Origin of the sequence: Streptomyces longisporus, from assembly GCF_039532765.1 — a bacterium.
GTDB classification, from domain to species: domain Bacteria; phylum Actinomycetota; class Actinomycetes; order Streptomycetales; family Streptomycetaceae; genus Streptomyces; species Streptomyces longisporus.
On the sequence record NZ_BAAASG010000001.1, the window covers coordinates 1 to 14,546 of the forward strand.

Sequence of the window (14,546 nt, forward strand, 5' to 3'; positions counted from 1 at the left end):
GGGTTCGGGCGTACCCGCGAGGAGTGGGTGCCCGACCAGGTGCACGCGGCTGCTTTCACCGTGCAGAACATCGGCGCCACGGCTCTTGATCTGGCGGGCAAGTCGGACGGCGCAGCGATCTGCAAGGGCGACACCGGCGGCCCGGTACTGGGCAGCACCGGCGCGGTCGTGGGTGTCAGCAGCCTGTCCTGGCAGGGCGGTTGCCTGGGGACCGACCCGGCCGAGAGCCGCACCGGCGCGGTGGCCGTCCGGGTCGACGACCTGTCCTCCTGGGTCCAGCAGGTCGCCTACGCCCCCGTCTTCGCGGCCGCCCCGTGGAAGCACGCCGTGCAGATCACGGCGGGCTACTACGCGGGCGACTCTGCCGGCGGGACGCGTCACATGGACCTGATCGTCGTCTGGGGCGACGGCGAGGTCACCCTCTACCAGGGCGGCTACGGGAACGACCCGGCCCGCCCCTTCGCCGCGGAACACCAGTTGAAGCCCGGGAAGAGCATTTTCACCCAGGCCGTCAACGTGACCGGCGTCAACACCGGCGGTGGCACCGACGGAGTGGTGGTGCGGTGGTCCGACGGCGAGATGACCCTGTACACATCCGTCGACGCCAAGGGCTTCCACGGCGAGAAGCAGCTTGCTCCGCCGAACACTGCCCAATGGAGGGACGACGCCCGGCAGTTGACCGGTGGCCGCTTCACCGCGAACGGCCTGCGCGACGACCTGCTGGTGAGCTTCAAGGACGGCCACGTCTCTGTCTTCAGCGACCTGGCGGTCAACGGGCTGAAGAAGCAGACCCAGCCCGTGGCCAAGAACAACACCTGGCCCGTCGCCGAGGTACTCGCCAGCGGCGCTTTCACGGGGAAGAGCACCGATGACCTTTTGGTGCGCTGGATCGACGGCGAGACCACCATCTACCCCGGCATGACGGGCACGTCCCTGCCCGCCGAAGACAAGATCCGCTCCCGGAATTCGGAGTGGAAGGACGCCGCCGTCATCGCCGTGGGCGCCTTCGCCACCAACACCACCGCGAACGACATCCTCGTCCGCTGGAACGACGGCCACGTCAGCTACTTCACGGGCGTCGACGCCAAGGGCCTCCACGACGAAATCCAGCTCGCACCCGCCGGCTGACACACCGGACAGGGCCTTGTGGGGGCGGCACCCGAGCAACCGGCGAGCCGCCCCCTCGCCCTCGCCTGCCCGGACGTCCCCGGCGTGACCCCAGCTGACCACGAACGATATGAGAGACCGTTGAACATGAGGAATCCCGCGAGCATCGCGGCGAGATGGGTTGCGCATGCGGCACGGATGCTCTGCCTATGTCTGCTGCCACTTGCACTCATAGTCGGTCTGCTCGGGAGCGCGGGCTCCCGTGCGATGGCCGACGGCACTCCGGGCGGCGGCGGCAGCGCTGCCACCGACGGGCTGACTGACCGTGCTCGGGTGCTTGACCTGTGGTCGAAGGGCGGTCCCGAGGTGCGGGCGGCTGCGGAGGCCGCGTTGACAGGTAGTGATGACGACGTCACCAACTTTCTGAAGACGTCGGCATGGAGCGCCGAATTCCAGGACGAACGCGTCAGAGCAGCGCAGCTCGCGAGTGTGGGCGGCCGGAATCTGCAGGACGCCGCCCGAAAAGCCCTGGACGGAACCCAGGACGACCTGGAGGACTTCCTGGACGACGGCTGGCAGGATCCCTACTTCCAGGACCAGCGGGTTCAGGTCGCGCAGATCATCGACACGGGCGGCCCGGAGGTGAAGAAGGCCGGGCAGGCCGCGCTGAACGGAACGCCCGACGACATCAAGGCGTTCTTGTCCACCGGTCAGTACGACCGGCAGGCGCAGGACGAACGGGTCGAGGTCGCGCAGATCATCGACGCAGGCGGACCCAACATAGCCGCGGCGGGCCGGATCGCGCTGGACGGTTCGGCAGACGACATCCACGAGTTCCTCGAGGTCGGCCAGTACGTGGCGCGCGCCCGTGACCAGGAACACGCCAGCGTCGCGCAGTTGGCGGCGCAGGCCAAGACAGCCGGCAGCAAGGCGGCGGCGCAGACCAAGGCGGCCAAGGACGCCTCCGCGCGTGCCGTGACCGCGGCGAAGCTGGCCAAGGAGGCCGCGCAGAAGGCAGCGGCCGAGACCCAGGCGGCCAAGAACGACTCCCTGCACGCCGCTTCGGCGGCGGGCCGTGCGGCCTCGGCGGCCAAGCAGGCCGCAGAGGCCGCACAGGAGGCGATCGACGCCGCCTCCGCCGCCAACAACAGCGCGCGGCTGGCGGCCAGCGCCGCCGAGCAGGCCGCGTCAGCCGCGGTGGGCGCCGCGCAGGCAGCATCCCGTGCCCAGAGCGCCGCCGCCGACGCGGCCATGCACGCCGACAAGGCGTCCGCGGCACGCAAGGCGGCCGACGACGCACGCACCGCGGCCAAGGGAGCACGCCTGGCCGCGGACGCGGCCACGCAGGCCGGCAACGCCGCGGCCGACGCGGGCAACGCCGCCAAGGCCGCCGCCGACGCCGGCACCAACGCCGACGCCGCCGCCGACGCCGCAGACCAGGCCAACGACTACGCCACCCAGGCCGGCGTCCACTCCAGCGAGGCCGGTGCCGAAGCGGCGGCCGCCCACCGCCACGCGCAGGAAGCCAACCGCGCCGCCAACGCGGCCGCATCACTGGCCGCAGAATCGGCCGGTGCCGCGAACGACGCCCGGGACGCGGCCAACGCAGCGGCCACGCATGCGGAGAACGCCGCCAAGGACGCCGACGACGCGGCAGCCCGCGCCGGGCAGGCGGCCACCGCCGCAGCCCAGTCCGCGGCCCACGCCAAGGCCGCCCAGGCCGCGGCCGACGCGGCCACCGCGGCCGTCGACAAGGCCAAGAAGACCCACCAGACCGCCGTCAAGATCGAGACGGAGGAGCTGACCGAACGCACCAACGCCGGCATCGCCCAGGCCAAGGACCTCAAGGCCCAGCAGGACCAGCAGACCGCCGCCGACGCGGCAGCCGCCCAGCAGGTCAAGGACACCGACGACCAGGCCAAAACCCTGGCGGCGCAGGCCACACAGCCCGGAGCCGACTCCAAGGCCCTCGCCCCGGCCGGCCGCAAGGTGGCGCTGGCGACGATGCAGACCGGCGGACCGTGGAGCAGGGGCGCAGCCGAGGAAGCCCTCACCGGCAGCGACCAGGACGTCGTCGACTACCTCACCACCCGCCGCACACAGGCCGCCCACCAGGACGACCGCTACCAGGTGCAGACCCTGGCTCAGGAGAGCTCCCTGGCCTCGGTGCGCACCGCCGCCGCGGAAGCCCTCAAGGGCAGCGACGACCAGGTCTCCGCGTTCCTGGCCACCGGGCAGTACGAGGCCGGGGCGCAGGACTTCCGCGTCGCCATCGCCCAGATCATCGACGCCGGCGGACCGGTGGTGCAAGAGACCGGCCGGGCCGCGCTGGACTCCGACGACCCGCAGAAATTCCGGCAGTTCATCACCACCGGGCAATACCAGGCCCGTACCCAGGACGAGCGGGTCCGCGCGGCCCAGCTGATCGACAGCGGCGGCCCCGACGTCAAGTCCGCAGCCCGGATCGCCCAGGAGGGCCCCGACGACCTGCTGGACCAGTTCATCCAGGTCGGCCAGTACAAGGCCCAGCGCCAGGACTTCCTCGGCGCCACCCACACCGCGCAGATCGCCCAGCTGATCGCGGACGCCGCCGGCGTCGCGGCCACCGCCCAGCAGAACGCCGCCGACGCCCACAAGGCCGCCGCCGACGCCGCCAAGGCCGCCACGCAGGCCGCCGACTGGGCCAAGAAGGCCGCCGCATCCGGCAAGCAGGCCAAGAACTACGCCGACCAGGCCACCCAGTCCGCCAAGGACGCCCAGGCCTCCGCCGACCAGGCAGCCGCCTCCGCCCACACCGCGGCCAAGGCCGCCGCCTCCGCCGACAAGTCCGCGAGCGACGCGGCCACCTCCGCCGTCGACGCCGCCGGCTCCGCCCAGTGGGCCCAGGCATCCGCCACCGCCGCCTACACCGCAGGCGACCAGGCCCGCGCCTCCGCCACCGCGGCCGGCAAGGACTCCAAGGCCGCCGACCAGGCCTTCAAGGACGCCTTCCAGGCGGCCGTGGAGAAGAAGGAAGCCGAACGCAAGGCCGCCGAGAAGGACACCGGAAGCCAGGCCGAAGCCCGCTACCGCTGCGGCATGCTCGGCTGTGAGGCCCGCGAACACCCGGCCCGCTGGTGCCAGCACAACGAGGTCCTCTGCGAGCTCTCCTCCATGGGCCCCGCCGCCGATGCCGCGGGCAGGCAGCTGTGGAACGCGGAGAAGGACCTCCTGGGCCTCGGGCAACTTGACGCCTGCAAGGGCGGCGGCAACATCGACGCCTGCCTCCAACTCGGCGAAGACCTTCTCCTCAGCTCGAAGTTCAAGTACCTCGAACGAGGAATGGAAGCACTGGACGACCTGAGGGCCTCCCGCTACACAAAGGGCTGCACCCAGTGCTTCCCGGCCGGCACCAAAGTGCTCATGGCCAACGCCCGTACGAGGAACATCGAGACCATCCGCCCCGGTGACACCGTCCTGGCCACCGACCCGCTCACCGGCCGCACCGCACCCCGCAACGTCAGCCGCCTCATCACCACCGACGGCGACAGGCACTTCGACGAACTCACCATTACCACCCCCGACGGCCCCCGGAAACTCACCGCCACCTACGAACACCCCTTCTGGAGCCCCTCAGCACATCAGTGGGTCAAAGCCCGCGACCTCACCCCCGGCACCACACTCCTCAGCACCAACAACGCCACCGTCCGTGTCCAAGCCAACCGCGCCTACGACCAGCACACCCGCACCTACAACCTCACCGTCGACGACCTCCACACGTACTATGTAGTCGCCGGGAGAACTCCAGTACTGGTACATAACAGCAACGGCGGTCTTTGCGGGACGCCCGCGGAAGTGGCTGCGGCCTATCGTGCTGATGTTACAAACGGTGTCGGTAAGCGGAGGAACATTGCTGTCGCCCAGTATGAAATCGACGGCCAGAACGGCCAGCTGATCGGAGTGAGCGGGGATCATCCGAACCCCGGCGCGGTCGGAATTCCGCGCAACCCGATTTTCAACCCCGGGGAAAGAGATTCGGATTCAGAATGGCAGGTCTTGGAGAATTTGGCAGCCAAGCTTTCTCCGGGCGCGAAGGGAACTATCAATATGTTCTCTGACCGGCCAGTGTGCCCTAGCTGCAAATCGGTAATTCAGCAGTTCCAAGAGCGATTCCCGGGAGTTTCGATCAATGTCACTACTGGATAATGAAGGGCGCGGCCGAGCGGTCGAGTTCTTCGACGATCTGATCAGGTCGATCGAGACCATTGGGACAGGACCCGAGGTTGCTGGCCTGGGCCTTGGTGAGATCGAGCAGATCCGCGACGATCAGCAGGTGGACTCCTTGCCTTTTTATTACGAGGAGTTTCTTCGCCGGATGGGTCGTTGCGCCGGACAGTTCCTCATCGGAACAGACGCCTTCTACCCAGGGTTGATGGGAATTAAGTCCGACGCGCTGGAACTCCTTGCCGAGAGTGGCGCTTCTCACTTGATGGCAGCAAACTCAATCGTGTTTGCGATGCATCAGGGCTATCAAGTTTACTGGCTGGAGTCTGAACGCGGTGACGATCCACCCGTCGCGATGTACCAGGAGGGTCGCACTGAACTGCAGGCCCGATGGGAGTCGTTCAGCGCTTTCCTGATCGACCAGTCATCACGGGATCTTGCTTTGGGTAGAGGAAAGTAATGCTTCGCCTCTAATAGGGAAACAGCGGATGCCGCCTTTCCTGATCGAAAAGCAAGACGTCCAGAAGCCCCGTCGGGAGTTTTCCCGACGGGGCTTCTGAGTCCTCTGACGGCGGTAGTGACGATCACGGGGCCTGTAAGACGCCATTTCAGTTGGCGTGATCTTGCGGCAGTCGGGGGTGATGACTGCTGCGCTTGTCGAGCGGATGGCGCCGGAAGAGCTGTGGACGTTGTTCCAGCAGGTGGTGCCGCCGGCGCCGGTCCGCCCTCAGGGTGGAGGGCACCGGCGGCGCGGGGACCGCGAGGTGCTGGCTGCCATCATCTTCGTGGCCACCTCAGGCTGCACCTGGAACCAACTGCCCCCAGGCTTCGGGCTGTCGGGAGTGACGGCCTTCCGCCGGTTCACCGAGTGGACCGAGGCCAGGGTGTGGGCCAAGCTTCACCGCCTGGTCCTCGACGAGCTCGGTGCCCGCGGAGACCTGGACTGGTCGCGGTGCGCGATCGACTCCGTCAGCGTCCGTGCAGTCAAAGGGGGCAGCTGACGGGACCGAATCCGACCGACCGCGGCAAGAGCGGATCGAAAATCCACCTCATCGTAGACCGCCAGGGCCTGCCCCTGTCGATCGGCATCTCCGCCGCCAACCTCCACGACAGCCAGGCCCTCATCCCGCTGGTCCGCGGCATCCCACCCATTCGCACACGTCGCGGCCCACGGCGCCGCCGGCCCGCCAAGCTGCACGGCGACAAGGGATACGACTACCGCCACCTGCGGCGATGGCTCGCTTCCCGCGGCATCAGGCACCGCCTTGCCCGCAAGGGCATCGAGTCGTCCCAGCGGCTGGGCCGGCACCGCTGGGTGGTGGAGCGGACCATGTCCTGGCTGTCCGGCTGCCGCCGCCTGCACCGCCGCTATACGAGCGCAAGCCGGAACACTTCCTTGCCTTCACAGCCATCGCCGCGACCCTCATATGTCACCGCCGACTGACCAAGTGAAATGAGGTCTAAGCCGCGTCCGCGCGGTTCCTGCATTGTCGAACTTGCGGGTCAGCCGGAGAACTGGCTACCCGGCGTGCGCTTTGGCCGCAGCGCCGATACCTGAGCCGTATCGGTGCAGCCTCCGCCTGGGGATAGCGCACACCGCTGCCGGCATTCTCTTCGTGAGCACGACTGCCCGTACGGCGTGGAGGGTACCTTCTGCAAGCACCGGGTCGCCCTGGGGCTGACCGGGCTCGCCGAGGCGGAGGTGGTGACGCGGCAACGTGGCCGGGTCAGGACTCGTGCCCAGGAGTGGGATGCGTGGCTGGCCGCGTGCTCCAGGGACGAGCTGCTCGCGCTGATACGACAACAGGTCGCTGAGGAGCGGCAGTTGGCGCGTGGGCTGGAGTTACTGGCGGAGAGCGCCCGCAGAGACCTGGACGAGGTCTGTACTCGGGGTGGTTGCAGTTTCCGTCCACTCCGGATTTGCTGTTTCACGCGGTATCGCGGTGTGTGGTGGGCTAAGGTCACTGATCGCCAGCATTTCTCCCCCTTTGCCGTTCGTGGAGGCCCGGTGGTCTTACGGCTCGTCTTCGTCCATGGCATTGGTGGTCCGCGCCGGGTCGAGTTGGACCGTGACCGATGGACGGCAGCGCTGGCTCAGGGAGCGAAGGCTGCGGGACACGCCAAGGCCGCAGTGAAGCTCATGGAGGGCAGCCTCGCGGATGTCGTCTTCGCGTACTACGGCGATCTCCTCCGCAAGCCCGGAGCTCAGGGAACGGCCAGTCGGGAGTCGGTGGATGCCGAGGCCGAAATCCTTGCAGGACTCTTGGCGGAAATCTTGGAAGCCCACCTCGATCAGGCGATCGGTCGCCACGAACAGTCCGCCCTCCGCCAGGCCCTGGCCGAACTCCGTCCCGCAGGCAAGGTGCCTCAGGGATCGGGCAACGTCGTCCGGGCCTGTATCAACGCGAGTACGACGATGCTGGATGCCGGGCCCTGGCGCAAAGGCGGTCAATGGGCCGGCGGCAAGTTCCTGGTGCGTGACCTCAACCAGGTGGCTCGGTACCTGGCGCGAAGCCGCAACGCCCTTGATGTCATGATCAGAAGTGTGGTGGCGCAGGCGATAGGCACTGGCCCGTCGGTCGTGGTGGCGCACTCCCTGGGCAGCGTAGTGGCCTACGAGACGCTGCACGAGGTCCCCGTTTCTGTGCCGCTGCTGGTGACCATAGGTTCACCGCTGGCGATGCGCGCGGTGGTGTGGCCGCACTTGGAGCCCAAGCCGTGCAGCACTCCACCCGGTGTCGCTTCCTGGCTCAACTTCTGGGATCGCGACGACGTCATCGTGGCCAGACCGATCCTGGAGTCGGACGTCGGCGCGAACGCCGACCGGGTGCGTGTCCACAGCTCCCGTGTCGACTCGGACGGTTTGTGGGTGCACACGGCCACCAAGTACCTGAGTCAAGGAGCGGTCGCCGGCCCGGTGATCGAGGCTCTTCAAGCAACTGCCACACCCTCATGACAGCAGGAGAGTGCAGGCACTTGCTGGTCGTTGCCGCGCAGTGCAAGGCGATGGAAGACCTCCTGGAGCTGGAAAGTGCCGCGAATTCCCTGGTCGCCGTACTCGCCGACCCCGAGATAGGCGACTGTGCCCCGGGCCTGCCGGACGGCAGGTCACTGCTCCTGGGTCGTGTTGATGCCGACGAGATCTGGACCGCGGTTCGGAGCGCGATCGAGCACGCGGCCGCAAACGGTGCTGCCCTGATCATGGCCTTCCTCGGTCATGGTCTGGTCTCGGGCGAACACGCGACGTTGCATCTCATGGGCTGGCAGTCGACTGAGGGTGTGGCAGTCTCCGCCGTGAACATCAAGGATCTGCTGGGAAAAGCGGCCAACCAGTTGGGCGTGAGAGGCGTCATCGCCATCATCGACACGTGCAACGCCGCAGCCGCACACCCCTCGATCGAGGAGCTCACCACCGGCGCACGGAGCGGCCGGACCAGGATCGACCTGCTCATGGCTTCCGCCGTCCAGCAGAGCGCCTACGATCTGGACTTCTCCAAGGGGCTCGCCAAGCTCCTGCGGGGCGGCGTACCGGCCGGGGGAGAGCGCCTCGGAGTGGGAGTGCTGACGGAGGGGTTACGGGCCGAGGCGGCCACGCGTAGGGTCATCGCCTCCTCCTACGACGGTGACTCCTCGCCCCCCGAGCTGTGGCTGGCGCGTAACCGGCAAGCCGGCGGCTGTGCCACGTCGGCAGTCGGTCAGCGGGGAACGGACGAGCTGGCCACCGGACTGCTCGGTCTCTTCCCGGACCGGGAGTTCCCCCGGATTTGGACAGCGGCCGCTCTGCACAACCTTCAGAGGGAGATCGGCGGCCTTCCCGCGACGCCGGCGCAAGTCCGCGTAGCCAGATCGTTGGACAGCCTGCTCCTCGCCAGGCAGACCGTCACGTTTCTGCACTCCTTCATGCCGGCCGGCCTCAACACGCCTGCGCTTCGTCGCGCCATGGCGACTGTGGGAGCGCGGTCACGCCGGCCTCTGGACGGTGCGCGAGACGCAGTGGAGAGCATCGCCCTCAACCATCCCGTGGAAGACGGCTCCTGCCGGTCCGCCTTGGCACGGTTCGTTGTGGCTTTGGCCGAGGACACCGGATGTGACCTCGAAGCAACCGAGTTGCGCTCGTGGGCCCTCGGCATCGATGCGCTGATTCCCTACAACGATGCGGTCCTCCGAGCTCGGGAAACCAGTCGGGAACGTCGACTGCGGCTGGTGGTCCGCCTCGACTCGCCGGCAGGAGACTGGCCGGAGAGCCTGACCGCGTGGCTCCTCCTGGACGGGGCCATCCACGATCATGCGGTGTTCACTCAGTGCGCGGCCAGCCAGGCCGGTGCTGAGGCAAAGCTCATCGAGGCGGTCGAATGGGCAGAAGCCATGGCCGAGGAACTCGACCTGCGTCTGCAGCGCATTGAAGTGGCCGTTCCCAGCAGGATCATGCTGCAGTGGGCTCCTGAGGCAGCCATCAACGGCACACGCCTCGGAGTGCAATACGACGTACGGACCCGATGGAGCATTCGCCTCGATCCACCGGCCGGAATGCGGTGGATCAACAAGCACGCACAAGCGAGACTCTCCGTCATCGCAGCGCATGACAGCGGCAGCAGCCCCATAACTTGGCTGGCCGATCACGAGGTGAGACCTTACGAAAGACTGCGGGACGAACTCCAGAACGGCCGTCTCGTGAAACCAATCGGTCTGTTGGACTGCCCCCGTGGCGACCCGGAGCTCCTCGACCTACTTCTGTCGTACGCGCCCATCCTACTGTGGCCGGACGCGACCGATTGGTCGGCCGAGCATTGTGCGCAGGTCGTCAAGCGCTGGAACGACCTACCGGCCGGCTTTCTTGCCGCCTACCGCGCCCGGTGGGCCGGAAACCACAGCGACCCCATGGCTGACGTACGTGCGATTTGGGACGACGACGAGTGGCTGGCCTTCTGTACAGGCGTCAAACGCCACTCACATGCTTCACCAAGGAGAAATCGATGACGTGGGGTTCTTACTACCGTGGTGACGGTGTCACGCGTGATGTGTCGTTGGGCGCACCGCCACCGTGGCGTGAGTTCCCCCGGCGCTCCCTCGGTATTCCCTTCCAGCCTCCCGACGGGCTACCGGAAGCGGTGAACGCGGCACTGAGTCTTCGTCGGCCGCTGCTCATCACCGGAACGCCCGGATCGGGCAAGTCGACGGTCATCGAGTCGGTCGCCGAGGAACTCCGGCTCGGCCCCGTCCTACGCTGGCACATCACTTCCCGCAGCACGTTGAGCGAAGCGCTGTACCGTTACGACGTCCTCGGCCGCATCCATGACCAACAACTGGCTCAGCCCAGCCGCCCGGCGGATGACATCGCGCACTTTCTCCAGCTGGGCCCACTAGGGACATCGATGATCCCGTCGCCCAAGCCCCGCTGCCTACTGATCGACGAACTCGACAAAAGTGACCTGGATCTGCCCAGCGACCTTCTCGAAGTGCTCGAACGCGGAGAATTCGAGATCCCAGAGCTGACCCGCTACAACCGCAAGGACGTGGACGTCCGCATGTGGGACAGCGAGGAACGTCACCGGATCACTCGAGGACGAGTCCAGTGCACCGAGTTTCCGTTCATCGTCATGACGAGTAACGGGGAACGCGATTTCCCCGCGGCATTCCTCCGCCGGTGCATCCGCTTCGTCATGCCCAAGCCTGACAACGAGGCCATCCGCAAAGTGGTTCTGGCCCATCTCGGCCTCGACGTGACCGATTCCGCTCCGCTGGCCGACCTCGTGCGGGACTTCGTCACCAGGATCCAAGCGGGCGACAGCCTGGCCGTCGACCAACTGCTCAATGCCCTGTTCGTCGTCGCCGGTGATGACGCGCCGCGCGGTGCACCCCGCGAGCGCGTACTCCGTCTGCTGCTGCAGGATCTCAATGGTGGCTGACAATCTCGACGGGCTTGTGCAGTCCGTCCTACGGCTCGATCTGGGCCTCGACGCCACGGCCATCGCTGAGGCGTTGTGGCTGGCCACGGCGACGCCGCTGGACGCCACCACCGACCATGTGGTTGGCCTCCGCAAGGTGGCGCGTCACACCGACTCGCCACCGCGCGCCGCCGCTGATCCGCAGCGGCCAGAGCCTGCGCAGACCGACGCCCAGGGCTCGACCAGGACGGCGTCCGGCGACGCGTCGGCTTCGGGCGTTCGTCGGACGGTGTCCAATAGACAGGTACTCGTCCGGCAGGCAGACGCTCTCCCCAACACGCTGGCCCTCGGTAACGCCCTTCGCCCCCTCAAGCGGCGCTGGCCCCAAGGGCGGCAATCGGAACTCGACCTCGAGGCCACCGTCCGGTCGTTCACCCTCACGCGCAGACTCATCCCGGAGTTCCGGCCCGCGCCGGAGAGGTGGTTCGACCTCCTTCTCGTCATCGACGACTCACCTGGCATGGCCTTGTGGGATCATGCCGTCGCCGAACTGGCGCGTCTTCTGAGGCAACTTGGAGCTTTCCGCCGCATCCAGCAGTGTCGTATGACGCCCTCGGGAGACCGCTCCGTGCTGCGCAATCAGCAGGGCGACGCCGTAGGGCCCGATCAGCTCAAGGCGCCCAACCGCCGCACTCTCGTGATCGTGGTCACCGACGGGAGCGACAGCGGTTGGCGCCGGCCAGATGTGTGGCGCATACTCCGCGCCTGGGCGTTGTCCAGTCCGACCGCCCTTCTCACTCCCCTCCCCGCCCGGCTCTGGTCCCGCTCCGGCCTTGATCTCCCCACGATCCGCGTGGGCGCTTCGGTGCCTGGGGCTGTGAACACGGAGCTGAGTCACCGGGTGCCCCACCTGCTGCGGAAGCGGTCCCACGATCAGTGGGTGCCGATTCCGGCCGTCAGGCTTACGCGGCACGCGCTCGGGCAGTGGGCCAGAACCCTGATGCAGAGGGACGCGCCGGGCTGTGATGCTCTGCTGATCCCCCAAGGCGGCCGTCCGCACGAGGATGCCGAGCCCCTCTCCGGGGCGGTCCTCGCCGACTCGTTCCAGCGCGTCGCCTCACCAGCTGCGGCTCAACTGGCCGTTCTATGCTCCCCGTTCCGTGACCTGACGCTTCCGTTGATCAATCTCATCCGCCAAGAACTGGTGCCCGAGGCGGGGACGGACGACGTCGCCGAGCTGATCAGCGGCGGCCTGCTGCTCAAAGTCGGTCCAAGCCTCCACTTCCGCGAAGACGCCCGAGTCGCGCTGACCAAGGTTCTGGGCCAGTCCGACGCATGGCGGGTCCACGATGCCTTGCAGGAGCACATTGCTGACCGGGCAGCACCAGATGGTGCCCTTTCCTCCGCTGTTTCCGATACCGACGGAAACGTGGCGCTCTCCGCCTCCTTGCAGTCACTTGCGGCTGCGTCCCGACAGACACTCGAACTCCTCGGGGTGCTCCCACACACCGCGACAGACTCCTCTCGACCGAGTCAGTCGTCCCAGCCGCATGATCAGAACGACAGGGTCCTAGCCGTCCCGTGGCATCCAGAGCCCAGCCCGCCCGATAGAAGGGTGACGCGCAAGCCGCCCCTGTCGAGCCTCGGCACGGCCGAAGAACCGGCCGTGACCAGTGTGAGGTTGCGCCGGTGGGAGTCGGGTGCACTGGCGCATGCGGTCACCGATCCCTTCGGCCTGGGCCCTGTGCCCTGGCTCAGGGGTAACGAGCAGTACTTCGACGACACAGGTCATGTTGTCCCCTGGTATATCGACCCAGCCCAGGGCAGCGGAGAGACCGTCCCCCACGCCCGCGTCCGCGGTCCTCGCCCGGCCGACGACGTGCACCGTCAGATCAAGGGCTTCGCCTCGCCCGGTGCGGTCGCGCCGGGTGAGACGATCGACTTCTGCATCACGGTCGACCCGCCCCAGGAGTTCAGCGTCGACGTCTACCGGATCGGCCACTACGGCGGCGACGGCGCCGCCAAGATCACCACCAGCCCCCGCCTCTCCGGCATCGTCCAGCCCCCGCCGCTGACTGCCGACCGCACGGTCTCCTGCCACCACTGGTGGCTGTCCTGGCGCCTGCAGATCCCGAGCTACTGGAACGTCGGCGCGTACGTGGCCGTCCTCACCACCGCCGACGGCTACCGCTCCCACGTCCCCTTCACTGTGCGCGACAACCGTCCCGCGGACCTCCTTCTCCTGCTCCCGGACATCACCTGGCAGGCGTACAACCTGTATCCGGAGGACGGCCGCACTGGCGCCAGCCTCTACCACGCCTGGGACGAGAACGGCCGTCTGCTCGGCGAGGCCGACGCGGCGACCACCGTCTCCTTCGACCGCCCCTACGCGGGCGCGGGCCTGCCCCTGCACGTCGGCCACGCCTACGACTTCATCCGCTGGGCCGAGCGCTACGGCTACGACCTCGCCTACGCCGACGCCCGCGACCTGCACGCCGGCCGTGTCGACACCTCCCGTTACCGGGGCCTGGTCTTCCCCGGCCACGACGAGTACTGGTCGGTGCCGATGCGCCGGGCCGTCGAGGACGCCCGGGACCGGGGCACCTCGCTGGTCTTCCTCTCCGCCAACACCATGTACTGGCAGGTGGAGCTGGGCCCGTCCCCGTCCGGCGTCCCGGACCGACTGCTGACCTGCCGCAAGCGCAAGGGCCCCGGCAAACCGGTGCTGTGGCGCGAGATCGACCGGCCCGAGCAGCAGCTGGTCGGCATCCAGTACGCGGGCCGGGTGCCCGAGCCGCACCCGCTGATCGTCCGCAACGCCGGCCACTGGCTGTGGGAGGCGACCGGAGCGCACGAGGGCGACGAGATCGAGGGTCTGGTCGCCGGCGAGGCCGACCGGTACTTCCCGCGCACCGCGCTGCCCGAGCACGAGGAGCGCATCCTGCTGGCCCACTCCCCGTACACGGACGGCGAGGGCGCCCTGCGCCACCAGGAGACCTCCCTCTACCGCGCCCCCTCCGGCGCCTGGGTCTTCGCCTCCGGCACCTTCGCCTGGTCTCCCTCCCTGGACCGCCCCGGCCACGTCCACCCCCGCATCCAGCGAGCCACCGCCACTCTGATGGATCGCATCTGTAAGCGCAGCTGATCCCGGCGAACAGCTGATCGCGTCCGACTCGCCGGCGGGTCAGTGGCCGCCCACAGCGACGTTCACCCCAGGTTCGTTGACGGGCCTGGGTGACGCCCGTCGTTGTCAGGGAGATGCCGCCGTGATGGCGAATCCGCTGGAAGTCGCTGCCCCGATCCAGGCGAGAACTGTGGTGACCCACTCCGGACCCCTGTACGAAACTATCG

The 14,546-nt window shown here is 67.9% G+C and carries 7 protein-coding genes and 2 pseudogenes; all 9 read left to right on the top strand.

Going from position 1 to position 14,546, the window contains the following annotated elements; all coding sequences use genetic code 11:
• The coding region (locus ABD355_RS00005) for a trypsin-like serine protease (protein WP_344397789.1) at positions 1-1,128 on the top strand (1,128 nt) is incomplete at its 5' end.
• A gap of 312 nt (positions 1,129-1,440) precedes the next feature.
• Positions 1,441-5,292 (top strand): polymorphic toxin-type HINT domain-containing protein, encoded by a 3,852-nt coding sequence (locus ABD355_RS00010; protein ID WP_425585685.1) that lies wholly within the window; start codon positions 1,441-1,443, stop codon positions 5,290-5,292.
• On the top strand, positions 5,276-5,770 hold the full coding sequence (locus ABD355_RS00015) for an SMI1/KNR4 family protein (protein ID WP_344397792.1): 495 nt from the start codon (positions 5,276-5,278) through the stop codon (positions 5,768-5,770). The genes ABD355_RS00010 and ABD355_RS00015 overlap by 17 nt, the downstream gene beginning before the upstream one ends.
• A 181-nt stretch (positions 5,771-5,951) precedes the next feature.
• Positions 5,952-6,762: pseudogene (locus tag ABD355_RS00020) on the top strand (IS5 family transposase).
• Positions 6,763-6,949: 187 nt separating this feature from the next.
• Positions 6,950-8,266, top strand: a complete 1,317-nt coding sequence (locus ABD355_RS00025) for a hypothetical protein (RefSeq protein WP_344397794.1) — start codon at positions 6,950-6,952, stop codon at positions 8,264-8,266.
• Between the two features lie 20 nt (positions 8,267-8,286).
• Entirely contained in the window at positions 8,287-10,287 is a 2,001-nt protein-coding gene (locus tag ABD355_RS00030; protein ID WP_344397796.1) for a vWA-MoxR associated conflict system protein, read from the top strand.
• A complete protein-coding gene (locus ABD355_RS00035) occupies positions 10,284-11,216 on the top strand; it encodes an AAA family ATPase (protein WP_344397798.1) in 933 nt (310 codons plus the stop codon). The genes ABD355_RS00030 and ABD355_RS00035 overlap by 4 nt, the downstream gene beginning before the upstream one ends.
• Positions 11,206-12,564 (top strand): annotated as a pseudogene (locus ABD355_RS44560) (SAV_2336 N-terminal domain-related protein); the annotation flags it as partial. The gene ABD355_RS00035 and the pseudogene ABD355_RS44560, both read left to right, overlap by 11 nt.
• Positions 12,565-12,861: 297 nt before the next feature.
• On the top strand, positions 12,862-14,340 hold the full coding sequence (locus ABD355_RS00040; protein WP_344397800.1) for a N,N-dimethylformamidase beta subunit family domain-containing protein: 1,479 nt from the start codon (positions 12,862-12,864) through the stop codon (positions 14,338-14,340).
• Positions 14,341-14,546 lie beyond the last annotated feature (206 nt).

Coding starts and splice junctions, on each gene's coding strand:
- ABD355_RS00015 (WP_344397792.1), top strand. CDS start 5,276: ATGTCACTACTGGATAATGAAGGGCGCGGCCGAGCGGTCGAGTTCTTC.
- ABD355_RS00035 (WP_344397798.1), top strand. CDS start 10,284: ATGACGTGGGGTTCTTACTACCGTGGTGACGGTGTCACGCGTGATGTG.